Annotated in this window: 25 protein-coding genes; 17 read left to right on the top strand and 8 right to left on the bottom strand. The window is 69.0% G+C overall.

Annotated elements, in window-relative coordinates:
• Positions 1–2: 2 nt before the first annotated feature.
• The gene (locus EV193_RS07975) at positions 3–1010 is read right to left on the bottom strand and encodes an ABC transporter substrate-binding protein (protein WP_242613210.1); all 1008 of its coding nucleotides are present in this window, start codon (positions 1008–1010) and stop codon (positions 3–5) included.
• Positions 1011–1099: 89 nt separating this feature from the next.
• A complete protein-coding gene (locus EV193_RS34705; RefSeq protein ID WP_423202147.1) occupies positions 1100–1177 on the bottom strand; it encodes a putative leader peptide in 78 nt (25 codons plus the stop codon).
• A gap of 231 nt (positions 1178–1408) precedes the next feature.
• Here EV193_RS34705 and EV193_RS07970 point away from each other — a divergent pair, with 231 nt between their 5' ends.
• Positions 1409–2338 carry a TauD/TfdA dioxygenase family protein gene (locus EV193_RS07970; protein WP_130343344.1) on the top strand — a complete coding sequence of 310 codons (930 nt, stop codon included), beginning with the start codon at positions 1409–1411 and terminating at the stop codon, positions 2336–2338.
• Here EV193_RS07970 and EV193_RS07965 read toward each other — a convergent pair.
• The gene (locus EV193_RS07965) at positions 2331–2828 is read right to left on the bottom strand and encodes an alkylmercury lyase family protein (RefSeq protein ID WP_278044166.1); all 498 of its coding nucleotides are present in this window, start codon (positions 2826–2828) and stop codon (positions 2331–2333) included. The two genes, EV193_RS07970 and EV193_RS07965, sit on opposite strands and share 8 nt — an antisense overlap.
• Between EV193_RS07965 and EV193_RS07960 the strand changes: the two genes are divergently transcribed.
• A complete protein-coding gene (locus EV193_RS07960) occupies positions 2742–2975 on the top strand; it encodes a hypothetical protein (RefSeq protein WP_130343342.1) in 234 nt (77 codons plus the stop codon). The two genes, EV193_RS07965 and EV193_RS07960, sit on opposite strands and share 87 nt — an antisense overlap.
• On the opposite strand, the gene EV193_RS07955 is transcribed toward EV193_RS07960, so the two are convergent.
• Entirely contained in the window at positions 2959–4167 is a 1209-nt protein-coding gene (locus EV193_RS07955) for an MFS transporter (RefSeq protein ID WP_130343341.1), read from the bottom strand. The two genes, EV193_RS07960 and EV193_RS07955, sit on opposite strands and share 17 nt — an antisense overlap.
• A 76-nt stretch (positions 4168–4243) precedes the next feature.
• Between EV193_RS07955 and EV193_RS07950 the strand changes: the two genes are divergently transcribed.
• The 3 genes from EV193_RS07950 to EV193_RS07940 are packed head-to-tail and all read left to right on the top strand — an operon-like array spanning position 4244 to position 7129.
• Positions 4244–5239: an ABC transporter substrate-binding protein gene (locus tag EV193_RS07950; RefSeq protein WP_130343340.1), complete on the top strand. Its 996-nt coding sequence runs from the start codon at positions 4244–4246 to the stop codon at positions 5237–5239.
• The gene (locus EV193_RS07945; RefSeq protein WP_130343339.1) at positions 5229–6329 is read left to right on the top strand and encodes a FecCD family ABC transporter permease; all 1101 of its coding nucleotides are present in this window, start codon (positions 5229–5231) and stop codon (positions 6327–6329) included. The genes EV193_RS07950 and EV193_RS07945 overlap by 11 nt, the downstream gene beginning before the upstream one ends.
• Positions 6326–7129, top strand: coding sequence for an ABC transporter ATP-binding protein (locus EV193_RS07940; RefSeq protein WP_130343338.1), 804 nt, complete (start codon positions 6326–6328; stop codon positions 7127–7129). Before EV193_RS07945 ends, EV193_RS07940 begins: the two co-directional genes overlap by 4 nt.
• On the opposite strand, the gene EV193_RS07935 is transcribed toward EV193_RS07940, so the two are convergent.
• Positions 7086–8720: a pectate lyase family protein gene (locus EV193_RS07935; protein WP_130343337.1), complete on the bottom strand. Its 1635-nt coding sequence runs from the start codon at positions 8718–8720 to the stop codon at positions 7086–7088. The two genes, EV193_RS07940 and EV193_RS07935, sit on opposite strands and share 44 nt — an antisense overlap.
• 144 nt (positions 8721–8864) lie before the next feature.
• Here EV193_RS07935 and EV193_RS07930 point away from each other — a divergent pair, with 144 nt between their 5' ends.
• Positions 8865–9476 carry a TetR/AcrR family transcriptional regulator gene (locus tag EV193_RS07930; RefSeq protein ID WP_130343336.1) on the top strand — a complete coding sequence of 204 codons (612 nt, stop codon included), beginning with the start codon at positions 8865–8867 and terminating at the stop codon, positions 9474–9476.
• Position 9477: 1 nt separating this feature from the next.
• On the opposite strand, the gene EV193_RS07925 is transcribed toward EV193_RS07930, so the two are convergent.
• Entirely contained in the window at positions 9478–10302 is an 825-nt protein-coding gene (locus EV193_RS07925) for an alpha/beta fold hydrolase (protein WP_341273144.1), read from the bottom strand.
• 185 nt (positions 10303–10487) lie between these two features.
• On the opposite strand from EV193_RS07925, the gene EV193_RS07920 reads away from it, so the two are divergent.
• From EV193_RS07920 to EV193_RS07890, 7 genes are all read left to right on the top strand, one after another.
• Positions 10488–11678 (top strand): lipid-transfer protein, encoded by a 1191-nt coding sequence (locus EV193_RS07920; protein WP_130343335.1) that lies wholly within the window; start codon positions 10488–10490, stop codon positions 11676–11678.
• 18 nt (positions 11679–11696) lie between these two features.
• On the top strand, positions 11697–12125 hold the full coding sequence (locus tag EV193_RS07915; RefSeq protein WP_130343334.1) for a type II toxin-antitoxin system Rv0910 family toxin: 429 nt from the start codon (positions 11697–11699) through the stop codon (positions 12123–12125).
• The gene (locus EV193_RS07910; RefSeq protein ID WP_130343333.1) at positions 12122–12982 is read left to right on the top strand and encodes a MaoC/PaaZ C-terminal domain-containing protein; all 861 of its coding nucleotides are present in this window, start codon (positions 12122–12124) and stop codon (positions 12980–12982) included. The genes EV193_RS07915 and EV193_RS07910 overlap by 4 nt, the downstream gene beginning before the upstream one ends.
• Positions 12982–13854 (top strand): SDR family oxidoreductase, encoded by an 873-nt coding sequence (locus EV193_RS07905; protein WP_130343332.1) that lies wholly within the window; start codon positions 12982–12984, stop codon positions 13852–13854. Before EV193_RS07910 ends, EV193_RS07905 begins: the two co-directional genes overlap by 1 nt.
• A 2-nt stretch (positions 13855–13856) precedes the next feature.
• A complete protein-coding gene (locus EV193_RS07900; RefSeq protein ID WP_130343331.1) occupies positions 13857–15110 on the top strand; it encodes an acyl-CoA dehydrogenase family protein in 1254 nt (417 codons plus the stop codon).
• Positions 15107–15571 (top strand): PaaI family thioesterase, encoded by a 465-nt coding sequence (locus tag EV193_RS07895; RefSeq protein WP_130343330.1) that lies wholly within the window; start codon positions 15107–15109, stop codon positions 15569–15571. The genes EV193_RS07900 and EV193_RS07895 overlap by 4 nt, the downstream gene beginning before the upstream one ends.
• Before the next feature lie 171 nt (positions 15572–15742).
• Positions 15743–16570 carry a DUF222 domain-containing protein gene (locus tag EV193_RS07890; RefSeq protein WP_130343329.1) on the top strand — a complete coding sequence of 276 codons (828 nt, stop codon included), beginning with the start codon at positions 15743–15745 and terminating at the stop codon, positions 16568–16570.
• A gap of 316 nt (positions 16571–16886) precedes the next feature.
• On the opposite strand, the gene EV193_RS07885 is transcribed toward EV193_RS07890, so the two are convergent.
• Positions 16887–17912: an AraC family transcriptional regulator gene (locus EV193_RS07885; RefSeq protein WP_242613209.1), complete on the bottom strand. Its 1026-nt coding sequence runs from the start codon at positions 17910–17912 to the stop codon at positions 16887–16889.
• A 169-nt stretch (positions 17913–18081) separates the two neighbouring features.
• Between EV193_RS07885 and EV193_RS07880 the strand changes: the two genes are divergently transcribed.
• The 4 genes from EV193_RS07880 to EV193_RS07865 are packed head-to-tail and all read left to right on the top strand — an operon-like array spanning position 18082 to position 22434.
• The gene (locus tag EV193_RS07880; protein WP_130343328.1) at positions 18082–18402 is read left to right on the top strand and encodes a hypothetical protein; all 321 of its coding nucleotides are present in this window, start codon (positions 18082–18084) and stop codon (positions 18400–18402) included.
• Positions 18399–19286 carry an SDR family NAD(P)-dependent oxidoreductase gene (locus EV193_RS07875; protein ID WP_130343327.1) on the top strand — a complete coding sequence of 296 codons (888 nt, stop codon included), beginning with the start codon at positions 18399–18401 and terminating at the stop codon, positions 19284–19286. The genes EV193_RS07880 and EV193_RS07875 overlap by 4 nt, the downstream gene beginning before the upstream one ends.
• Positions 19283–20812: an aldehyde dehydrogenase family protein gene (locus tag EV193_RS07870; protein WP_130343326.1), complete on the top strand. Its 1530-nt coding sequence runs from the start codon at positions 19283–19285 to the stop codon at positions 20810–20812. The genes EV193_RS07875 and EV193_RS07870 overlap by 4 nt, the downstream gene beginning before the upstream one ends.
• A complete protein-coding gene (locus EV193_RS07865) occupies positions 20809–22434 on the top strand; it encodes an acyl-CoA synthetase (RefSeq protein WP_130343325.1) in 1626 nt (541 codons plus the stop codon). Before EV193_RS07870 ends, EV193_RS07865 begins: the two co-directional genes overlap by 4 nt.
• On the opposite strand, the gene EV193_RS07860 is transcribed toward EV193_RS07865, so the two are convergent.
• Positions 22421–23638: a PucR family transcriptional regulator gene (locus EV193_RS07860; protein ID WP_130343324.1), complete on the bottom strand. Its 1218-nt coding sequence runs from the start codon at positions 23636–23638 to the stop codon at positions 22421–22423. The two genes, EV193_RS07865 and EV193_RS07860, sit on opposite strands and share 14 nt — an antisense overlap.
• Positions 23639–23744: the final 106 nt, after the last annotated feature.

The raw sequence follows: 23744 nt of genomic DNA, 5'->3' as shown, positions 1-23744 counted from the left end.
GCTCAGCCCTTCGCCAGGTCGTTGAACTCGTTGGTGTACAGATCGGCGATCTTGATCCGGCCTCGCTCGACCTCGCCCCGCTCGGCGAGCCAGTCGGCCCACAGGGCCAGTTCGGACTCCTGGATGCGACCGCCCGGCCCGGCCACGCCGTTGGACTTCCAGTACCTGATCGCGGCCGCGTCCTCGTTGCGCCCGCGCCGTTTGATGATCTCCGCCTTGCGCTCCACCACCTGCTGGCGCGGCGTGGCCCTGCTCCACTCGATGGTCCTCGCGACGCCGGACACGAACGCGCGCACGGTGTTCGGGTTCTGCTTCAGGAACCGCTCGGTGAAGACGTAGGTGCCCGCGGAGAACGCGCCGAGCAGGTCGAAATCGCTGAACAGCTTGCGTACTCCGCCGCGCTCCAGCGCCTTGTCGCGCCAGATCCCGCCGAGCACACCGACCTCGATCTGCTTCTGCCGCAACGATTGTTCGGTGTTCGGCGGCGGCACGACGATCGGCTCGACCCGCTTGATCTCCTCCGGCGTCAGCCCGTTGCGCTTGAGGTAGATGCCGAGCATCGCCTCGTGGTGCGCGCCGAGCGTGTTCATGCCGACCTTCTTGCCGAGCAGGTCGCGCGCCGTCTTGATCGGACTGTGCTCGGCCACGAAGAACCCGGAGTACGCGTCCGCGTCGGCGCCGTAGTAGCTGATCACCGACTTGATCGGGGCGCCGGCCGCCTTGAGCTTGACCACGGCACCGTTGAACGCGCCGCCGAAGTCCACCTGCCCGGTCGCCGCCGACTGGATGTCCTGTGGTCCGCTGATCGTGTTGCCGACCCACTCGAGCTTGACGTCGCCGAGGAAGCCGAGGTCCGCGGCCAGTTCGGGGAGGATCACGTCGCCGGCCCAGCCCTGGTACCGCAGCGTGTTGGTCGGGCCGGCGCTGCCGATCGCGTTCCCGCAACCGATCGCCGCGGAGCCGACACCCAGCAGGGCGAGGCCGAGGAAATTCCGTCTTGTCGTGGTCACCGCAAATTCCTTGGGGTTCGGGAACGAATTCGAGCACGCCGATGACACGGAAACAGGTGCTCCCGTATGAGCTCGAAGAATGAGACGCGTCAGGCGCGACAGAATGCGCTGGCGTGCCGTCGCAGATCGACGTGCCGGCGTGTGGTGAGGGTGGCGGCTTGACTCACACCGGGAGCCTGACATCGTGATCGGGTGTGGTCAACGCTCCGGAAGCCGTTCCCACATCATGGATCGAGCACCGCCGTTGCTGGACGTCCCGGCAGTTGCTTTCGCCGTGAAAGTTAGTCCACCGCGTCCGCCAGGTGAGACGACTTAATTTCACGCCGAACAAACTTGCCAGTAACACCTTTACGCGCCTCGAATGGAAGGCGAAGCGATTTGCGCGAAAGGAAACAATCATGACCGCACAGTTGGAAAGCACGGCGACGGCGATCGGGGTGTCGAAGCTGGGCGCGGGAATCGGCGCCAGAATCGACGGGGTGCGACTCGGCGGCGGCCTGGACACGAGCACGGTCGCCGAAGTCCGGTCGGCGCTGCTGGCCAACAAGGTGATCTTCTTCCGTGGCCAGCACCACCTCGACGACGCCGGCCAGCTCGAGTTCGCCAGGCTGCTCGGCGACCCGACGCTCGCGCACCCCACGGTGCGCGGCCGCGACCACGCCAACGTGCTGCCGATCGACTCCGACTACGGCAAGGCGAACAGCTGGCACACCGACGTCACCTTCGTGGACCGGGTGCCGGCGATCAGCGTCCTGCGCGCGATCGAGCTGCCGCCCTACGGCGGGAGCACGGTGTGGGCGAACACCGTGCGCGCGTACGAGAGCCTGCCCGAGGCGGTCAAGGCGTTGGTCGACCGGCTGTGGGCGGTGCACACCAACGCCTACGACTACGCGGCGAACCTCGACTCCACCCGGATCGGCGGGGTGGACGTGAAGACCGAGGAGTACCGCGAGGAATTCGTGTCCAAGGTGTACGAGACCGAGCACCCCGTGGTGCGCGTGCACCCGGAGACCGGCGAGCGGGCGTTGCTGCTCGGCCACTTCGTGAAGCGGCTCGTCGGGCTCACCAGCACCGAGTCACAGGCGATCTTCCAGCTCCTGCAGCACCGGGTGACCCAGTTGGAGAACACCGTGCGCTGGCAGTGGGCCGAGGGCGACGTGGCGATCTGGGACAACCGGGCCACCCAGCACTACGGCGTGGCCGACTACGACGACCACCACCGCAGGCTGAACCGGGTGACCATCTCCGGCGACGTGCCGGTCAGCGTGGACGGCGTGTCCAGCACGATCCGCACCGGCGACGCCTCGCACTACTCGGAACTCAGCTGAGCAGGTCGCCGAAGCAGCGCACATCCTCGGCGAGTGCCTGGTCCTGGTCGAGCACGAGGCTGTCGATCTCCGGATGGCGGGCCGCCCATGTGAGCGCGCCGCGACGGTGGCCGAAGAAGTTGATGTAGCCACAGCAGGACTCGGCCGAGGTGGTCGTGCGGCAGTCGGCTCGTGAACCGAGATGCACCACGGCGTTCGCGGGCCGCCAGTCCGTGCCGCCGCCTGTCACCTGGACGGTGATCGGCTCGCCGGTCTCCGGATCGCGGGAGGTGATCACCGCATCGGTGTCCAGCATGGCTGGGATGCCGAGCGCGTCGATCGCGCACATCGCGTAGAGCCGTGTCTCGGTGGGCCGGGAGGAGAACGGGTAGGCGTAGGCGATCTCGCCGCGGTGTCGAGGCCGATGACGTCGGCGGCGGACAGCACGACCGGCGCCTCGTCGAGGTCGGTGAGTTGGTCGCGGGTGGGCGCGGTGCCGGTGCCGACCCACGAGCGTCAGGGTGCTTACCCGTCCCCCACGGTCGTGATCGACGGTCGGGACGTCGTCACGGGCGCGCCGCCCGCCACCGATGCGTGCTGCCGGCTGGACCTGCCCACCCACGAGCAGATCCACACCGCGCTCACGGCTTCGTGGTGAGCCCGCGGGCACTCGGCACCAGGCAGGCCGCCGCGGGTACCGCGAAGCAGATCACCGTGCACACGGCGAGTACCGGCGTGGCCCCGAACTCCTGGATCGCGGGGGCGATCAGCGCGAGCCCGGCCGGCGCGAGCCCGTAGGACAGCAGGAAGTCCAAAGAGGACACGCGCGCCAGCTTGTCCGGCGCCACCTCGCGCTGCGTCGCGGTGAACCACGGCACGTTGAACAACTCGATGCCGAGGCCGGCGATCACGTAGGCCGCCACGATCATCGCCGGGTGTACCGGAAGCAGCAGGCTCAGCGGCGCGAATCCGTAGCAGGCGAGGCTGGCGAACGCCGCCCAGCCCTGGGCCGCGGGTCGCCAGCGTGAGATCAGCAGCGCGCCGATCAACGCGCCGACCGCGTATCCGGTCGTCGCCGCGGCCAGCACCACCTCAGTGCCGTACCGGTCGCGGCTGACCATCGGCAGCACCACCCCGGTCGCCGAGTAGCCGGTCGCGACCACGCAGGTCAGCGCGACGAGCCCGGCGACGAACCACGGGTGCCGGCGCGCCTCCCGCACGCCCTCGACGAACTCGGTGAAGAACCCGGCCCGCGCCGGCACGTCATCGACCGGACGAGCTTTCCCTTGTGGCGGAACGAATGCGGCGGTCAACCAGAGCACCGCCACGCCGAACAGCAGCGCGTGCACGGAGACGAACGCGCCGAGCAGCGTGGTCAACCCGGGCGCCACCAGCGTGGTGACACGCACCGCGAGCGACATGGCCGCGTTGGCCTGCTGACGGCGGTCCCCGTCCACGATCTCCGCGGTCAGCGCCTGGAACGCCGGCCGGCACGCACCCTGGCCGGCACCCGCCACCGCGGCGGCGATCGCCATCAGCGCCACCGAGCGGCCGAGGCCGAACACCATCACGGGCATCGCGACGGCCGCCACCAACCCGGACCACAGCACCACGCCCCGCCGCGAGTGCCGGTCGGCCAGCACGCCGCCGACCGGGACGGCGGCGAGGAACCCCACGGTGCGCGCCGCGAGCACCACGCCGAGGCCGACCGGGTCGAGATCGCCGTGCAAGACCGCCAGCCCCAGGATGAACGGCAGCGCCCAGGTCGCGAGGCCGGACCCGGTCGCACCGGTCCACAGCCGCACGAACGCGCCATCGCGCAGCACGGACGGCGGCGTGACCACCGACATTCCAGCCTCCAGCGGACATACGTGAAAACGATTGTCGTTATAGTAGGCAAACCACCACAGGATCCCGGAGGTACCCGTGCCCGCTCGTGCCCGCGCCGGCCTGATACTCGCGGCGACGCTGATCGCCGCCGGCTGCGCGAACCAGACCAACGCCGCACCGACGGGAGCCACCACCACCCTGCGCAGCTGTGGCACCGAGATCACCGTGCCACGGCCGCCGAAGCGAGTCGTCACATTGGACCAGCCGTCCACGGAGACCTTGATCGCGCTCGGCGTCGCGGACCGCATGGTCGGTACCGCCAACCTCAAGACGAAGGTGGCGCCCCAGTACGCGGACGCCTACGGCAAGATCCCGGTACTCAACCCGAAGTACCTCACCAGCGAACAGCTTCGTGCCGCCACGCCCGACTTCGCCGTGGCCGCCAGCGCCGAACTGTTCACCAAGGACCGGGCCGGCACGCGTGCGGAGCTCGGCGAGCTCGGGTTGCCCGCCTACGTCAGCGGCCTGGACTGCCCGAAGGACAACGATCCTGGCCTCGCCGCGTTCGACCTGTTGTTCCGCGACTTCGAGAACTTCGGGCGGATCTTCGGTGTCGAGGACCGCGCCACCGCGATGATCACCGAACAGCGCGCGGTCCTGCGGCGCGCGAGTGACGCGCGCGCCGGTCTGATCGGCACGCCGTCGGTCGCCTACCTGTACTCGACCGCGAAGGGAATCCCCTACGTCGCGGGCAGGACCGGCCTGCCCAACGAGATGAGCAGGCTGCTCGGCGTGCGCAACGTGTTCGACGACGTGGCCGACGACTGGCCCGAGGTGTCCTGGGAGGAACTGGCCAAGCGCAACCCCGACGTGATCGTCATCGGTGACCTGGCCGAGCGCGGCCTGCCTGGCGACAGCGCCGCCGACAAGATCGACCTGATGCGCCGGGACCCGGTCATGTCACAGCTGAAAGCCGTGCGGGACAACAGGTTCATCATCGCCCCGGGCGTCGAGCTGGACCCGACGGTGCGCTCGGTGAACGCACTTCGAGTGATCACCGACGGGCTGCGGACGCTGGGTCATGTCCGCTAGCGCGACCGAGCCGGTCGACCTGCTGCACCCGTCGGCGCGGTCGCTGGAGTCGCCCGAGGCACCGCGCCGCCGCACCGGCAACACCCCGCGCCTGGTGCTGCTGTTCGTACTCGGGCTCGCCGGCCTGGCCGTGTCGATCGTCGTGTCCATCCGGATCGGCGCCAGCCAGATCGGCTACCCGGAGATCGGCCGTGCGCTCGGATGGCGGCTGGGCCTGGACGTCGAGCCGCTCCCCAGGCTCGTCGACTCGCTGATCTGGGACCTGCGGGTGCCTCGGGTGCTGATGGCCGCGGTCGTGGGTGCCTCGCTCGCGGTGTGCGGCGCCGCGTTGCAGGCGGTCACCCGCAACGCGCTGGCCGACCCGTACCTGCTCGGCGTCTCCAACGGCGCGTCCACCGGCGCGGTGATCGTCGTCGTGCTCGGCTACGGCGCCACCACACTGGGCGTGACCGGTGGCGCGCTGGTCGGCGCGCTGCTCTCCTTCGGCCTGCTGATGGTGCTGATGCGGCGCGGCGGCCTGGACTCCATGCGGATCGTGCTCACCGGCGTGGTGGTCGGGCAACTGTTCGCGGCGATCACCTCGCTGGTGCTGATGGCGTCCGGCGACGCCGAGGCGACCCGCGCGATCACGCACTGGCTGCTCGGTTCGATGGCACCGTCGCGCTGGGACGGCGTGGTGGTGTGCGCGATCGCCGCCGCGCTCGGGATCACGCTGATCTGGTTGTGCGCCAACGCGTTGGACGGTTTCTCCTTCGGCGCGGACACGGCGGCCTCGCTCGGCGTGAACGTGCGCGCCACCCGGGTCACGCTGCTCATCGTGACCGCGGTGCTGACCTCGGTGGCGGTGGCGACGGTCGGCGCGATCGGATTCGTCGGGCTGATCGTGCCGCACGGGGTGCGGTTCCTGGTCGGCCCGCTGCACCGGGTGCTGCTGCCGTTCACCGCGCTCGTCGGCGCGATCTTCCTGGTGTGGACCGACGCGCTGGCCCGCGTGGCGTTCGCGCCGAGGGAGGTGCCGGTCGGGGTGTTCACAGCGCTGGTCGGCGTGCCGCTGTTCCTGCTGGTGCTGCGAAAGCGGGGCGAGCTGTGAGGATCAGCGTCGAGGCACTGAGCTGGGCCGCTGGAGACAAGGTGATCGTGCACGACGTGGACCTCGACGTCCGTCCACATGAGACGGTCGGGCTGATCGGGCCGAACGGGTCCGGCAAGTCCACCCTGCTGCGCTGCGTCGCCGGCCTGCGCGCGCCGAGTACCGGCGTGGTCCGCTACGACGGCGAGGACATCAGCGGCTGGAGCCGGCGTCAGGTGGCGCGGCGGATCGCCTTCGTGGAACAGGTTTCGCATGCCGACAGCGATCTGCGGCTGATCGACGTCGTGGGTCTCGGCCGCACGCCGTTCCGCGACCCGTGGCGCGGGCCGACCGTGATCGACCGGCTCGTGATCGAGGCCGCGGTCGAGCGCCTCGGGCTCACCGGACTCGAGGAGCGGCAGTGGTCCACGCTGTCCGGCGGCGAGCGTCAGCGGGCGCACATCGCGCGGGCGCTCGCCCAGCAGCCGTACGGGATCCTGCTGGACGAGCCGACCAACCACCTCGACGTGCGCCACCAGTTCGAGCTGATGGAGCTGCTCGCGGGGAGCGAGGCGACCGTGATCGTGGCGCTGCACGACCTGTCGCTCGCGGCCCGGTACTGCGACCGGCTGGTGCTCCTGGACGGCGGCACCCCGGTCGCGGCCGGCACCCCGGACGAGGTGCTCAGCCGCGACCGGCTGCGCTCGGTGTTCGAGATGGACGCCGAGTTGGGTACCGATGCGCTGGGCAACCCGGCGGTGGTCTACCGGTCGCCGATCAGCGCAGCCGGTCGGCCAACTGCGCGTCGTACAGCGACTTGATCGCCAGGCCCGGCTTGTTCGTGCCCTCGATGAACCCGGGCGTGAGGTCCTGGTAGCTCTTGCCGTTTGCCGCACCCGTGGTGCCGATCGCGTAGTTCTGCGCGGTCGGCGGACGTTGCACGGTCACCCACTTGCCGTCGTCCACCGTGCAGTTCCACGCCACGCTGTGCACCGAGGACCAGCCGTGGCCACTACCGTGGTCGATACGGTTGTGCAGCGAGATCATGTGGCCGCGGTCGTACTTCGCCTCGATCTCGGAGATGTTGTCGAACAGCAGACCCTGACTCCACCGGTGGTGCCCACCGCTCTCCGAGTAGCTGAGCCGGCTCACACCGTCCACCCACGCGCAGCCAGAGGTCTTCGTGGTGCCACTGGCCACGAACGCGTGCCGCGCGTAGCTCGCGGTCAGACCACGGAACAGGACCTGCTGCGCGTAGTTGCCGGCGTTGAAGTTGTACCGCCGGCTGCCGATGATCTGCGACCTGGGGCTGTAGGCCCACGAGTCCAGGATCGTGCACCGCGTGGCGGCGTGCGTGTCGAACCCGGCGAAGACGAAGTGGACCGCGCGGCAGTTCCGCACCCACGCGTCCTCGACGCCCTTGAGCTGCACGCCGTTGCGCGCGTGGTCCTCGTCCTCGGCGCTGTTCGCCTGGATGTCGATGCGTAGACTCTCCACACCCGCGTCGCGCACCACTTCGCCGTTGTCCCACTTGTAGACGTAGGACTGGGAGAGCTTGCGCTCCAGGTGGTTGAACACCGGCGCGCAGATCGTGATCTCGTTGCCGGAGACGGCCTTCACGTAGCGGTTGTAGATGATCGGCCGCTTGCCGACCGGCCACGGCGGCTTCTCGTCCACGCCGCCGTTGTCGATCGCCTTCAACCACTCGGCCGTGTGTGGGTGGAACACGATGATGTTGTCGCCGACCTTCAGCTTCGACGCGTCGGCCACGGTGAACGTGCGCGAGCCGACCTGCACGAAATCGGACACCACATCGGTGCGCGAGCCGGGCACCTCGGCACTCCAGTTCTCCACCGCGCCACCGACGAGGATCACGTTCTGCTGGGCCGCCTTGCCGGTCGCCTTGATGATCGAGCTGACCGCCGGGTCGTCGGTCGGACCCGCGCCGCGCAGCACCACGCCGCTGTGCGCGATCCGGATCGTGCCGGCCACCGGGTAGGTGCCGGGCCGAAGCAGCACGGTGCCGCGGAAACCGTTGGCGTCCAACGGAAGCGCGCCCACCTCGTCCAGCGCCTTCTGGATGTGCTCGGTGTTGTCACCGCTCACCGGGGAGATCGTGCGCAGCACCGGAACGTCGGGCAGCGGCGCCTCGCCGTTGCGGTAGCCGGCCCAGCTGAAGTCGGGGATCCGGCTCTTGTTCGCGTCCTCGGCGTACACCAGCTTGCCGTCCGGTCCGGGGCGCACCAGCTTGGAGTGCCACGGCGCGGCGGCCTCAGGAGCGGATGCCGGGGCGGACGGCCGTGCCATGGCGTAGCCGGCGCCGCCGAGCAGCCCGCCGGCCACCGCCGTGCCGCCGGCCATCTTGAGCATCGTGCGCCGCGACAACCCGCGGCCGGTTTCGTTCGAACCCACAGAACACCTTCCCGTCGACGCCGCGATCGAAGGTCTACCAGCGATTGGTGCTCGTTGTCCGGGCTTTCACGAATGTCGAAAATGAACAACGGGTGTCCCGAGCTACCCTGTCGTGGATCAGCACAGGTCGCGGAAGGAATCACGATGTCGACGTCGGGCGGCGAGCGCGTCTGGGGTGGCACCACGCTCGCCGAGCGCCGCGCCACTCGCCGGATCGCGCTGTTGGACGCGGCGCTGGAGCTGGTCGGCGAGCAGGGCGGCGCGGGTGTCACGGTCCGTTCGGTGTGCCGCAAGGCGGGCCTGACCGATCGCTACTTCTACGAGAACTTCGCCGGCCGTGACGAGTTGCTCGCGGCCCTGTTCCTCGGGGTGGCCGACGAGATCCAGGAGGCGCTCAAGACGTCGGTGGCCGAGGCGGGCGAGGATCTCGAACGGCAGGCGCGGGCCGCCGTGCAGAGCTTCGCGGCGATCTGCCTCGACGACCCGCGCAAGGGACGCCTGGTGCTCGTCGAACCGATGGCCGACCAAGCGCTCGCCGGCGTCACGATCTCCTCGGTGCCGATGTTCACCAGAATGGTGCGCGCCCAACTGCCCGGCCACCCCACCCGTCAGCAGGCGTCGATGACCGCGATCGGCCTCACCGGCGCGGTCGCCGCGCTGTTCTCCTCCTGGATGACCGGGACGCTGCACGTGTCGCGCGAAGAGCTGATCGACCACTGCGTCGACACGATTCTCCTGTACTGGCAAGCGAAGTAGCTCAGCCGGCTTGTCCGTCGAGCACGGCGCGCAGGGTGTGCGCGAACGCCTCTGGCTGCCCCGGATACCCGAATTCCGGACCGGCGAAGCCGCCGTGATGACTCGGGAACACGGTCGCCTGCTGGCCGAGCAGTTCCGCCATCGCCACCGACGTGCGCGCGGTGATCGTGCCGGCTGACTCCTCGCCCACGGCGATCACGACCCGGGTGGACGCAGCTGTCAACGCCTCGACGTCGGGCTGGTAGCCGCTCACGGCCCAGGATCGGTCGGACAGCAGCGGGTCGCCGCGAGTGCCGTCGTCTTCGCTCGGCATGCCGAACGAGGCGGGATCGGGCGCCGGCTGGGCGAAGTAGTCCTCGGTGAACTCGCCCTGCCACGAGGTCATCCCGATGAAGGCGGCCATACCGGCATTCGATCCCTTGGCCTCGTAGACGTCCCGGACGCCAGCGCGAGCGCGCGTAGCCGCCTCGGCGTCGGGGAACACCGAGTTCAACGGCGGCTCGTGTGCCACCAGGGTGGTCACGTCGTCCGGGTACGCCGTGACCAGGGCGAGCGCGGTGATCGCGCCACCGCTGCTGGCGAACATCTCCACCGGGCCGGCGCCGATCGCCTCGATCACAGCGTGCACGTCGGCGGCCTGGACGGTCGGCGAACTGTCCACCCGGCCGTCCTGGCGAGTGCTCCGGCCGAGGCCGCGCGGGTCGTAGGTGATGACCGTGCGGTCGGGGAAATACGACGCCAGAGTGGTGGACCCGGTGGCGTCCATCGGCTGGCCGATCATGACCAGCGGCGGGCGGCCATCGGCGGTGGGCAGTGGGCCGTGCACGTCGTAGACGATCGCTGCCTGGCGGTTTCCAGAGTGTGTGTCGTTGTCATGGTCTGTAGACATCGCCGGCGCGGAAAACTCACCGGATGGGGTTGTGCCCCAGGTCACACGTGCACCAAGATTGACGACACCCGTCCTCACTCCTACTGTGATGACACCCGTAGTCAGTTGCGAGGAGGCCAGCGGTGGCGCAGAAGGTGTACGTCGTCGGCGTCGGGATGACGAAGTTCGAGAAGCCCGGCCGCCGTGAAGGCTGGGACTACCCCGAGATGGCCCGCGAGTCGGGCACCAAGGCGCTCGAGGACGCCGGGATCTCCTACGACCTGGTCGAGCAGGCCTACGTCGGCTACGTCTACGGCGAGTCGACATCCGGCCAGCGCGCGGTCTACGAGCTGGGCATGACCGGCATCCCCGTGGTCAACGTGAACAACAACTGCTCGACCGGCTCGACCGCGCTTTACCTTGCCGCACAAGCGATCCGCGGCGGCCTGGCCGACTGCGCGCTCGGCCTCGGGTTCGAGAAGATGCAGCCCGGTTCGCTCGGTTCCGTCTTCGACGATCGCGAGCAGCCGATGATGAAGCACATCCAGGCGCTCGCCGAGATCTCCGAGGTGCGCTTCCCGCCGGCACCGTGGATGTTCGGCGCGGCCGGGCGCGAGCACCAGGAGAAGTACGGCACCACCGACGAGCAGTTCGCCAAGATCGGCTACAAGAACCACAAGCACTCGGTGAACAACCCGTACGCGCAGTTCCAGGAGGAGTACACGCTCCAGGACATTCTCGACTCGCGCGAGGTGTACGCGCCGCTGACCAAGCTGCAGTGCTCCCCCACCTCGGACGGCTCCGGTGCGGCGATCCTGGCCAGTGAGTCCTTTGTGGACAAGCACGGGCTCGCCGACCGCGCGGTGGAGATCGTCGGCCAGGCGATGACCACCGACTTCCAGTCCACGTTCGACGGCACCGCGAAGAGCATCGTCGGCTTCGACATGGCCAAGCAGGGCGCGCAGCGCGTCTACGAACAGAGCGGCCTCGGGCCGGAGGACTTCCAGGTCATCGAGCTGCACGACTGCTTCTCCACCAACGAGTTGCTCACCTACGAGGCGCTCGGCCTGTGCGCCGAGGGCGAGGGCGGCAAGCTGGTCGACGCGAACGAGACCACCTACGGCGGCAAGTGGGTGGTGAACCCGTCCGGCGGGTTGATCTCCAAGGGCCACCCGCTCGGCGCCACCGGATTCGCCCAGTGCGCCGAGCTGACCTGGCAGCTGCGCGGCGCCGCGGACAAGCGTCAGGTCGAGAACGTCACCGCCGCACTGCAGCACAACCTCGGCCTCGGCGGGGCCTGCGTGATCACCGCCTACCAGCACGCAAACCGTTGACACGTAAGGAGAATCCTCATGGGACAGATCAGTACCTCCGTCGAGTTGCCCGCCGCCCCGGACAAGGTGTTCGAGGTCGCCGGCGACCCGAACAGCTTCGAGAAGTGGCTCACCCTGCACGTGAAGTTCAAGAGCGAGCTGCCCGCCGAGCTGTCCACCGGCGCGAAGTTCACCGAGGTCATCTCGATGATGGGCATGCCCAACACGATCGAGTGGACCGTGGACGAGTACGAGAAGCCGAAGGCGCTGGCGATCTCCGGTACCGGCATGGCCGGCGTGAAGGTGTCCATCCGGATCTCCGTCGAGGCCGCCGGCGAGGGCTCCAAGCTGGATCTGTCCACCGAGTTCGAGGGCGCGATGATCGTCGGCGCGCTCGGCAAGGCGATCGAGAAGCAGGGCCAGGCCGAGCTGGACAAGTCCATCGAGCAGTTCAAGGCGCTGCTGTGACTGAGAAGTTTGACCCGGCAGGGCTGGACAAGTGGACCGACGAGACGCGGTTCGAGGTGACCCGCGAGCGACTCGTCGAGTACGCCGAGGCCACCAACGATCCGATCGAGCGGCACCGGGCCGGTGAGGCGGCCAACCCGGTGTTCGCGATCGTGCCGGTGTTCCAGTCGCTGATGGAGCCGGCGCTCGAGGTGGTGCCGATGTCGCTGGTCGGCAAGATCCTGCACGGCGAGCAGGACTTCCGGTTCCACCGGCCGATCAGGCCCGGCGATCAGCTGGCCGCCAAGGGCCGGATGACCGGCTGGGAGGGACTGCAGAACGGCACCCGCGCGTGCGTCTACCTGGAGACCCGCGACCAGCACGGCGAACTGGTCAACGAGCAGTACGTGACGTTCTTCGTGCGCGGGTTCGACAACGGTGACACGCAGGGCGAACTGGCCCCTGGGCACAAGTTCGACGAGGCGCTGCGCGACTCGCCGCCGGTGGCCAAGGTCGTGCAGCACGTGGACGACGACCAGACGTTCCGCTACGGCCCGGCCGCCGGTGACCCGATGCCGATCCACCTGGACGCCGAGTTCGCCAAGCAGATGGGCTTGCCCGGGATCATCGCGCACGGCCTGTGCACCATGGCGTTCACCGCGTGGGCGGTGCTCACCGAGGCCGGCGGGTCCGATGTGGACCGACTGCGGCGGCTGGCCGTCCGGTTCGCCAAGCCGGTGCTTCCCGGTCAGGACATCACCACGACCATATGGCGGAAGTCCACAGTGGACGGTGTGACCAGCTACGCGTACGAGACCACCGCGGACGGCGAGGTGGTCGTCAAGGACGGGCTCGCGGAGATCAAGGAGACTGACTGATGGGTGCACTGGACGGGCGGGTCGCCGTCGTCACCGGAGCCGGCCGAGGGATCGGGCGCGAGCACGCGCTGCTGTTCGCCCGTGAGGGTGCCAGCGTGGTGGTGAACGACCTCGGCGGCGCGAACGACGGATCCGGCTCCGACGCCGGGCCGGCGCAACAGGTGGCCGACGAGATCACCGCCGCCGGCGGCAAGGCGGTGGCCAACACCGGCAACGTGGCGGACTGGGCCGGCGCCGAAAGCCTTGTGCGGCAAGCGGTCGACGAGTTCGGCCGGCTCGACGTGGTGGTGAACAACGCGGGCATCCTGCGTGACGCGTTCATCGCCGGCCTCGACGAGTCGCAGTGGGACAGTGTGATCGCCGTGCACCTCAAGGGGCACGCCGCCGTGCTGCACCACGCGGCCGCCTACTGGAAGGCGCGCTCCAAGGCCGGTGAGCAGGTCGCCGGCTCGGTGATCAACACCGCCTCGGCGTCCGGCACCACGCTGCCCAACGCCGGCCAGGCCAACTACGGCGCGGCCAAGGCGGGCATCGCGGCACTGACCCTGGTCGCGGCCGAGGAGCTGGAGCGCTACGGCGTGCGGGTGAACGCGATCGCGCCGATCGCGCGGACCCGGCTCACCCTGGCCACCCCGGGCATGGGCGCGTTCTTCGCCGCCGAGGTGCCGGAGGGCGAGTTCGACCCGTTCGCGCCGGAGCACATCTCGCCGATCGTGGCGTACCTGGCGACGGAGAAGTGCTCCGTCACCGGCAAGGTGTTCGCCGTGCAGGGCGGCGCGATCCAGGAGCTGGCCGGCTGGAACGTGGCCAAGACCCACGAGACCGACGGCCCGTGGCTGATCGACGACATCGCCACCAAGCTGGGAGGCTGACCGTGTTCGAGTGGTCCGAGACCGACGAGATGGTGCGCGCGGCCATCCGCGAGTTCATCGGCAAGGAGATCCGGCCGCACGTCGACGAGCTGGAGCACGGCGACCTGCCTCCGTACGAGCTGCTGCGCAAGCTGTTCGCCGCGTTCGGCATCGACGCGCTGGCCAGTGACACGCTCAAGAAGATCCTGGACAAGCAGCGCGCTCGCGAAGAGTCCGGCGAGCAATCGTCCGCGAAGGAACGTGGGAGCACGAGCCTGCTCGGCGCGGGTGGCCAGGAGTCGCTGGGCGTGATCCTGTGCAGCGAGCTGTGCGGCGTGTCGATGGGCATGCTCGCCGCGATGGGTGTCTCGATGGGCCTCGGCGCGGCGACCATTCTGGCGCGCGGAACGCTGGCACAGAAGGAAAGGTGGCTCCCCGAGCTTGTCACCATGGAGAAGGTGGCCGCGTGGGCGCTGACCGAGCCGGACTCCGGGTCCGACGCGTTCGGCGGCATGAAGTCCACGGTCCGGCGCGACGGTGACGGGTATGTCCTCAATGGACAGAAGACGTTCATCACCAACGGCCCGTACGCCGACACGACCGTCGTGTACGCCAAGCTGGACGAAGGCGACGGCACCCCGCAGCGTGACCGCAAGGTGCTCCTTTTCGTGCTGGACAAGGGAATGGACGGCTTCGTCCAGTCCAAGCCGATGCGCAAGATGGGCCTGCACTCCTCCCCGACCGGCGAGCTGTTCTTCGACAACGTGAAGCTCGGCCGCGATCGGCTGCTCGGCGAGACCGAGGAGCACAAGGGCGGCGACGGCCGGGACAGCGCCAAGCAGGGGTTCGTCACCGAGCGGGTCGGCGTGGCGGCGATGGCCCTCGGCGTGATCAACGAGTGTCAGCGGCTGTGCGTCGAGTACGCCAAGCAGCGCGAATTGTGGGGCAAGCCGATCGCCGACTTCCAGCTGATCCAGCTCAAGCTGGCCAAGATGGAGGTGGCGCGGATCAACGTGCAGAACATGGTGTTCAACACGATCGAGCGGGCCCGTGCCGGGAAGATGCCGACGCTGGCCGAGGCGTCGGCGATCAAGTGGTACTCCTCGGAGACGGCCACCGAGGTCGCGATGGACGCCGTACAGTTGTTCGGCGGCAACGGATACATGTCGGAGTACCGTGTCGAGCAACTCGCGCGTGACGCGAAATCGTTGATGATCTACGCGGGCTCGAACGAAGTCCAGATCACCCAGACGGCGAAGGGACTGCTCGGGCAATGACCGACACCGAAATGCCGGATCCGTTGCAGATGGCCAACCTCGGGATCCAGCACGCGATCCCGGTGGTGCACCGGATGGGCGTGCGCTTCGTGGAGGTGCGGCCGGGGTTCGCGGCGGCTGAGGTTCCGTTCGAGGACAACGGAAATCACTTCGGCGTGATGTACGCGGGTGTGTTGTTCACGGTCGCTGAGGTGCTCGGTGGGGCGATCGGCATCACGACGTTCGACAGTGCGAAGTACTTTCCGCTGGTGAAGGATCTGCGGATCAACTTTCGGCGGCCGGCGCGGTCGACGGTTCGGGCTAGTACGTCGTTGGCTCCAGAGGCGGTTTCGGCGATCACGGCGGCGGCGGACGCTCACGGTAAGGCGGACTTCACGCTGGTGGCGGAGATTGTGGATGCCGAGGGGACGGTTGTGGCTACTACTGAGGGGTTGTACCAACTGCGGACACACGGCTCTTGAGGTGATCTGCGTTCTTTGGTGCGCTTTGTGCGTTTTGGCTGCCGCGCTGGTCGCCCTCTTGTGGTTGTTCCGCGTGGAGGTGTCAGGGCGACCAGCTTGCCACCGGAATGGGGGACGCCCTTTTCGTGGATAGTCCGGTAGAATTGTGGTGTGTTGATAATAGGTGAGGAAATGTCTTGGGACGCGGTTCTTGAAGCCGCGCCTCGGGTATTTGGCGAGCCTGAATTTGACTTCTCGGATGGGCCGTTTAGTGCTGATGAGGCGAGCACGGTAGCGGAGTTGGAAAGTGTTCAGCGGGACAAAGCGGCGTTGTGCGCTGATGAGGTTCGGCTACTCGCTCGGTACAACCAGTTGCGGGGTGGGGTGGAGAATGTGTCTGAGGAGATCGGGCAGGCGTTGAAGTGGGCACCGGGGCATGCTTCGCATCAGGTGGTGATGGCTGAGGCGTTGGTGACCCGGCTGCCGCAGACCCTGTCCGCGTTGGGGCGGGGTGTGATTGATTGGGCGAAGGCTCGGGCGATGTATGAGGTGACCCGGCCGTTGTCGGATGAGGACGCCGCCCGGGTGGAGGCCGCGGTGTTGGTGGATGCGCCGGTCTACTACACCCGGTTTCAGCGCAAGGTGCGCTACTGGGTGAACAAGGTTGACCCCGACGGCGCGGAGCAGCGCCGGTTGGCGCGGCGCAAGGATCGGTGTGTCACCTTCACGCAGGACGAGGACGGGGAGGCCTTCCTCGGTATCCGGGGACCGGTCGAGCAGCTGTATCCGGCGTATGTGCGGATCGACCAGCACGCCCGCCGGTTGAAGCAACAGGGCGACGCGCGCAGTCTCGATACGATTGTGTGGGTGACCGTGCCGCACACCACGCTGTTGGGTGTGGACGACAAGCCGGGTGAACTCTTCGGCGTCGACATACTCCCCGCGCAAGTCGTGCGGGAACTCGCGGCCGACCAGAAATCCACCTGGGACGAATACTCTACGACCCACCGACCGGGATGATCACCGACGTCGGCAGGAAACGCTATCCACCCGCCACGATGGCCGAAAACGTGCGACTGCGATTCCGCAGATGCACCCACCCCGGATGCGACAGACCAGCCACCCGATGCCACATCGATCACACCCTCCGCCACACCGACCACGGCCGCACCTGCCTGTGCAACCTCAACCCACGCTGCGAACGCCACAACCTCTGCAAAGAGAAACCCGGCTGGCACGTCGAACAACCCCACCCCGACACCGTCATCACCCGCAGCCCACTCGGACACAAAACAACCGTCCGAGCCCAACCCATCGCAGACCCAGACCCACCGCCCTACTGACGGCCGGCCCGCGCGTACCGGCCGGGCGTGATGTCCTTGTGCCGCTTGAAAGCATGCGTGAAGGCCGACGCCGTGGAGTAGCCGAGCCGATGGGCCACGTCCTCCACCGACAGACCCGCCCCGAGCAACTCCTCGGCGAGCATCGTCGCGGTCTCGGCGGCCAACTCCCGATAAGACGTGCCCTCGTCGGCCAGCCTGCGACGCAACGTGCGCACGCTCAGGTGCAGTTCGGCGGCGATCTCCTCCTGCTCGGCCACTCCCCTGCGACGCAACAGCAGATCCCGCACCTGGCCGGATGTGCCGAGCCGCTGCTTGCGACGCTGCAACAGGTCCGCGCACTGGGCCGCGCAAACCTCGGCGGTGTGCGGATTCGCTTGTGGCAGCGGCAGATCGAGCACCGCACGATCAACTGTGATCGACGTGATCGCGGCGCTGAACCGCGGTGTGGTGCCGACCAACTCGGTGTACCTGTCGGCGTAGGCCGGCTCGGGCAGTGCCACCTCGAACTCGCGCAGCGGCAGGGTCACGTTCAGCAGATCACGCTGGATCGTGGCCACACCGGCGACATCCCGCTCGGTGTGGAAACGGCGAACGTCCTCTGGCAGCCAGGAGTCGTCCAGCACCAACCGGATACCGTCGCCGATGTCCTCCTTGCGGATGTCGGCGAAGGAGAACGACAGCTCGAAGTACCGCACCGCGACGTCCAACGCCGCGCCCACGGTCGGGCTGCTGATCACCGCGAAGCCCCACACGCCGTGCGTGGTGGCGTGATACCGCTGGCCTGCGGTGAGCCCGAGTGCGGGCACGTGGCCGAGTTCGGCCACGAGGTTCTCCAGTAGTCGCAGCTCCTGGCGCGCGACGATCTCCGAATTCGGATCACGCAGCATCGCCTCGGTGATGCCGGTGCCACGCAGACACACGCGGGCCGGGACGCCGTGTTCGCCGGCGAGCTCCGTGAGCAACGCGGCGCTCGTGCAGGTGCGCGGCATCCGCAGCCGGTCCGCCCACCTGTCGCTCATCGCTCGATCGTGGCCGGTGTGGCCGAAATTCGCAAGTTTGTGGCCTCCAGTCGCTTGGTGCACTTGGTGGACCAGCCGTAACGTCAGATGAACCCCGAGCGGAGGTGACGCGGATGTCCAACCGCCCGACCTGGCCGAGCTGCGCCGCAAGCTCACGCCCGATTACACCATGGGATGCAAGCGAATCCTGTTGTCCAGCAACTACTTTCCGGCGCTCAGCATGTCCACTGTGGCCGGCGAGCCGGGCGCGTACCTGGGCATGGAGGTCCGCCCCCGCGCCTACGACGAGTTCCGCGCCGAGACGCGGCGGCGGCTGTCCACCTCGGTGTGGGCCACCGGCGGGTGCACCAGTTGGTACACACACGGCGGCAAGGTCACCAACAACTGGCCCGGCCTGATGTCCGAGTACCGCCGGCGCACCAGATCGTTCGACGTCGACAACTACCACGTCCAGCACGAAGTGCCCGCACAGCAAGGGATATCAGCATGAGCACCAAACTGAACGGCAAGCGTGTGGCGATCACCGGCGGCGCGCGCGGCATCGGCGCGGCGACCGCGGAGGCGTTCATCGCCGCCGGCGCGCGGGTGGCGATCGGCGACATCGACGCGGAGCTGGCGGCCAAGTCGGCGACCGGCATGGCCAACGCGCGGCCCGGTGCGACGGTGGCCGCGTTCGAGTTGGACGTCACCGACACCGCGTCCTTCTCGGCGTTCCTGGACAGTGCGCACGCCGAGCTCGGTGGGCTCGACGTTCTGGTGAACAACGCCGGCATCATGCCGACCGGCCGGTTCCTGGACACTGACCAGGGCGTCGACGACCGCCAGCTCGACATCAACCTGCGCGGCGTGGTGCTCGGCTCCCGGCTCGGCGGCCGGCGGTTCGTCGCCGACGGCGGCGGGCACCTGGTGAACATCGCCTCGGTGGCCGGTGTCGCGGCCGCACCCGGAGTGGCGACCTATTGCGCCACCAAGCACGCCGTGGTGGGGCTGGGTTCGGCGCTGCATCAGGAGCTGGCCGAGGACGGCGTGAAGGTGACCACGATCTGCCCCGGTTTCGTGAACACCGAACTGATCGCCGGCATCACCCCGCCCTGGCTGGTGCGCAAGATCGGATACGTGCAGCCGGAGGACGTGGCCAACGCGATCGTGGACGAGGTGTGGCGAGAACGCGGCGGGCAGCGATTCGTGCCGCGCTCCGGTGGCGCCGCGCTCAAGGCGATGACCTTCATGCCGGAGAACCTGCGCAACCGAATCTCCAAGCTGCTCGGCATGCAGCACGTCACGCTGGACACCGACGAGTCCGTGCGCGGCGCGTACCGCGATCGCACCGAGCAGCTCGACCTGGCCTCCACCCGCAAGCGGGGGCGGAAATGACCGCGGCGACTGAGGGCAGCGTGGTCGTCCACTCGCCGGCCGACGGTGCGCCGCTCGGCGTGGTCACCGAACACGCGGCGGCGGACGTCATGTCCACAGTGGACGATCTGCGGGCGGCGCAGCGCGGCTGGGAGGCGGCCGGGCTCGACGAGCGGATCCGCTGGATCGGGAAGTACCGCGACTGGCTGCTGGACAACGCCGACCGGCTTACCGACCTGCTGCGCGCGGAGACCGGAAAGCCGCTCGCCGAGGCGAATCTCGAGGTCGGCCTGTCCATCGACCTGATCAACTACTACGCCGAGCGCGCGCCCCGGTACCTCGCCGTCGAGCGGCCGTGGCCGCACAACCTGTTCACCGCGGTGAAGCAGCTCTCCGTGGAACAGCGGCCGTATCCGGTGGTCGGCGTGATCACACCGTGGAACTTCCCGCTCGCGCTGACCCTGTTCGACTCCGTACCCGCGCTGATCGCCGGCGCGGCGGTGATCGTCAAGCCGTCCGAGCAGACCCCGCTCGCGGTGCGCGCGGCGGCCGACGGCTGGGCCGACATCGGCGCACCTCCGGTGTTCGCCTGTGTCACCGGGCTCGCCGAGACCGGCAAGGCGCTCGTGGACACGGTGGACTACGTGCAGTTCACCGGCTCCACCCGGACCGGCAAGATCGTGGCGCAGCAGGCCGCCGCCCGGCTGATCCCGTACGGGCTGGAGTTGGGCGGCAAGGACCCGGCGATCGTGCTGGCCGACGCCGATCTGGAGCAGACCGCCGCCGGGATCGCGTTCGGCGGGCTGTCCAACGCGGGCCAGATGTGCACCTCGGTGGAGCGGATCTACGTCGAGGACGCGGTGCACGACGAGTTCGTCCGGCATCTGGTGGCGACCGTGCGCGGGCTGAGGCAGAACTCCGCCGGCGGTTACGACACCGACGTCGGACCACTGGCCACCGAGGCGCAGCACGCGATCGTGGCCCGGCACGTGGCCGACGCGGTGGCCAAGGGCGCGACCGTCCACTGTGGAGGGTCCTCGGCCGGCGGGACGGCGTTCCAGCCGACCGTACTCACCAATGTCGACCACACCATGGACATCATGCGCGAGGAGACGTTCGGACCGGTGCTGCCGGTGATGCGCGTGTCCACTGTGGACGAAGCGGTGCGGCTGGCGAACGACACGCCGTACGGGCTGTCGGCCAGCGTGTGGACCACCGACAAGGCGCGCGGCAGGGAGATCGCCCGACGCCTGGAGGCCGGCACGGTCGACGTGAACGACGCGTCCGCGCACCTGGCCTGCTACCCGGTGCCACAGGCCGGCTGGAAATCCTCCGGCATCGGCGGGCGGCTCGGCGGCGCGGCCGGCATCCGCAAGTTCTGCCGGACGCAGACGGTGGTCGAGCCGCGGGTCGAGCTGTCGCTGATCGCGGCGCTGGCCTGGTTCCCGTACTCGAAGACCAAGGGCCGCATCGTGAGCACCATGTTCCGCCTGCTCGGCGCGCGCGATGTGCGGCGGCGGCTCGGACTGGGACGGAGGCCGGTATGACGGGTAAGCCGACCGCGCTGGGGCGTCGAATCGCCGACGAGCTGGTCTACGTCGGGCTGGCCGCGCGCAGCGGTGTGCTGCGTGCCGACCCGCCGTGGCGGCTGGCTCGGCTGGCCCGCTCGTATCTGCGGTTCGGCATGCTCGGCGCACTCCCCCAACTCGCCGCCGGCCGGCACCCGGACCGTGCCGCGGTGCTCGACGAACGGGGCACGTTCACCTTCGGCGAGTTGGAGGCGCACTCCAACGCGGTGGCGCATGCCTGGCGCGCCAAGGGTTTCCGGCCCGGTGAAGGCATCGCGATCCTGGTCCGCAACCACCGCGGCTTCCTGGTCGCCACGTTCGCGGCGGCCAAGTGCGGCGCCCGGATCGTGCTACTGAACACCGAGTTCGCCGGACCGCAGATCCGCGAGGTCGCCCAGCGCGAGGGCACTCACCTGCTCGTGCACGACGAGGAGTACACCGAGCTGCTGACCGGGATCGACCCGCCGCGCGGACGGTTCCTCGCCTGGACCGACTCCCCTGGCACGGACACGCTGGAGGCCCTGGCCGCCGCGAACCCGAGCACGCCGCCGCCCAAGCCGGGCGTGATCCCCAAGATCATCCTGCTGACCAGCGGCACCACCGGCACGCCGAAGGGCGCGCCCCGCCCGGAACCGCGGTCGCTCGCGCCACTCGGCGCCATCCTGTCCAAGGTGCCGTTCCGGTCCGGCGAGGTCACCGAGTGCTGCGCGCCGATGTTCCACACGCTCGGGTTCGCGCACATGCTGTTCGGCGTGGCGCTGGGTTCGACGCTGGTGGTCCGCCGCCGGTTCGATCCACTGTCCACAATGGACAGCCTGGAGAAGCACGGCGCCACCGCGATGATCGTCGTTCCGGTGATGCTGCAACGGCTGCTGGAGCTGGACTCCGCCGCGCTGCAACGGAAACTGGCCCTGCGGATCATCTTCGTGGCCGGCTCGCAGCTCGGCGCGGATCTGTGCCGGCGCACGACGGCGGCGTTCGGACCGGTGGTCTACAACCTCTACGGCTCCACCGAGGTCGCCTACGCCACGATGGCCACGCCGGACGACCTGCGCGTGGAGCCGGGCTGTGTCGGCACGCCGGTCCGCGGCGCCGTGATCCGTATCCTCGACGAGAACGGCCGCGAGGTGCCACCCGGCCGCACCGGGCGGATCTTCGTCGGCAACACCGTGCAGTTCGAGGGGTACACCGGCGGCCAGCACAAGGAGATCATCGACGGCCTGATGTCCACCGGCGACGTCGGCCACATCGACGCGAACGGCCGGCTTTTCGTGGACGGCCGGGACGACGACATGATCATCTCCGGCGGGGAGAACCTGTTCCCGGGCGAGGTGGAGGAGTTGCTCGCCACGCACGAGTCGATCATCGAGGCCGCCGCGATCGGCGTGCCGGACGAGAAGTTCGGCCAGCGACTGCGCGCCTTCGTGGTGGTCCGCGACGGCGCCACGCTCACCGAGGAGGACGTCCGCGAGCACGTGCGGGCGAACCTCGCGCGCTACAAGGTGCCGAGGGACGTCGTGTTCCTGGACGAGCTGCCGCGCAATCCGACCGGCAAGGTGCTCAAGCGCGCGCTGGCCGAGCGGCCGTTCAAGCCTTCGTGACCGCACGGACGGCGTAGGCGGCGGCGAGCCGGGGCGCCTCGGCGTTGTCCGACGGATCCAGGCCGGTGAGTTCGGCGATCCGGGCGAGCCGGTAGTCCACCGTGTTCGGGTGCACGTGCAGCTCGCTGGCGGCCTTGCGCCGGTTGCCGGCCGAGCCCAGGTACACCCGCAGCGTGTCCAGCAGGTCCGGCCGGTCGGCCAGCGGCGCCAGCACGGTGGCCAGTTCGTCGCGGGCCGGCCCCGGGCGGGTGAGCTGGTACTCCAGCAGCACGTCGGCCAGCCGGTACAGGCCGGCCGGTTTCTCCAGTACCACAACGAGTTCGAGCACTTCCCTGGCCAGATCGGCGGCGCTGGCCACGTCGTTGGGCACCGCGACGGCGGCGGCCGCCACGACCTCAGCACCCGCCGCCGAGGACATCTTCTCGACCAGCGTGGCCAGCCGCCGCCAGTCGTCCGCGCCGAGCCGCTCCACCGCGGTGTCGTGCGGCAGGAGCAGGAGCCCGCCGCGATCGTCCACAGTGGACAGAACCGGGCTCTTGGCGAACATCTCCGCCTCGGCGAGCAGCCGGCGCACCTTCCTGCGCGCGGCGATGTGCGTGTTCACCGCGGCGTCGGCCTCGTCGGAGTTGCGCCCGACCCGCAGCGACAGCACGACGTAGCTCCGCGCGAGCTGCGCACCGGCCGGCGCCGGCAACGCGGCCGCCTCGCCTCTGCCCAGCAGCGCGGCGAGCAGGAACCGCTCCTCGCCCGGCGCGGTCCACTGCGCCTCGGTGTACCCGGCGGCCACCACCGGCACGACCACCTCGAGGTACCGCATCACCAGGTCGTGCATGGTCCTGAGGAACTCGGCGTCGTCGCGCTCGCGTAGCACCTCGTCCCACACCACCCGCGCACCAAGATGGTAGGCGGCGATCACGATGTCCAGCGGCACACCTTCGTCGGCCCGCAGTGCCGCCGAGGTGCGCAGCTCCACGAGTTCCCGGTCGTCCGGCAGCCGTCCTTCGAACACGGTCCGGGCGAACAGCCGGATGTTCATCTCGGTGGCGCGCACGATGTCGCCGGCCAGTTCCTCGGGCGGCAGCTCGCGGTAGAACGGCAAACCGCCGGCCAGCCGGCGCACCACCGCGCCGGTGAGCGTGGGCAGGTTGGCGATCAGCCGCTGGTATGCCTCCGCCGAGATGCCAGCCTTCCTGGAACCGGTCACAAGTCGCTCCGCCGCATGTCCGGATTCATACCCGTTCTTGTGACGAACGGCCATACGTACTGGAACCCGTCACAACCCGGGTAAGACGACTCTGGAATCTGTCCCA

This window comes from Herbihabitans rhizosphaerae, from assembly GCF_004216555.1.
Classification (GTDB): domain Bacteria; phylum Actinomycetota; class Actinomycetes; order Mycobacteriales; family Pseudonocardiaceae; genus Herbihabitans; species Herbihabitans rhizosphaerae.
This window is presented reverse-complemented; position numbering and strand designations above follow the sequence as displayed.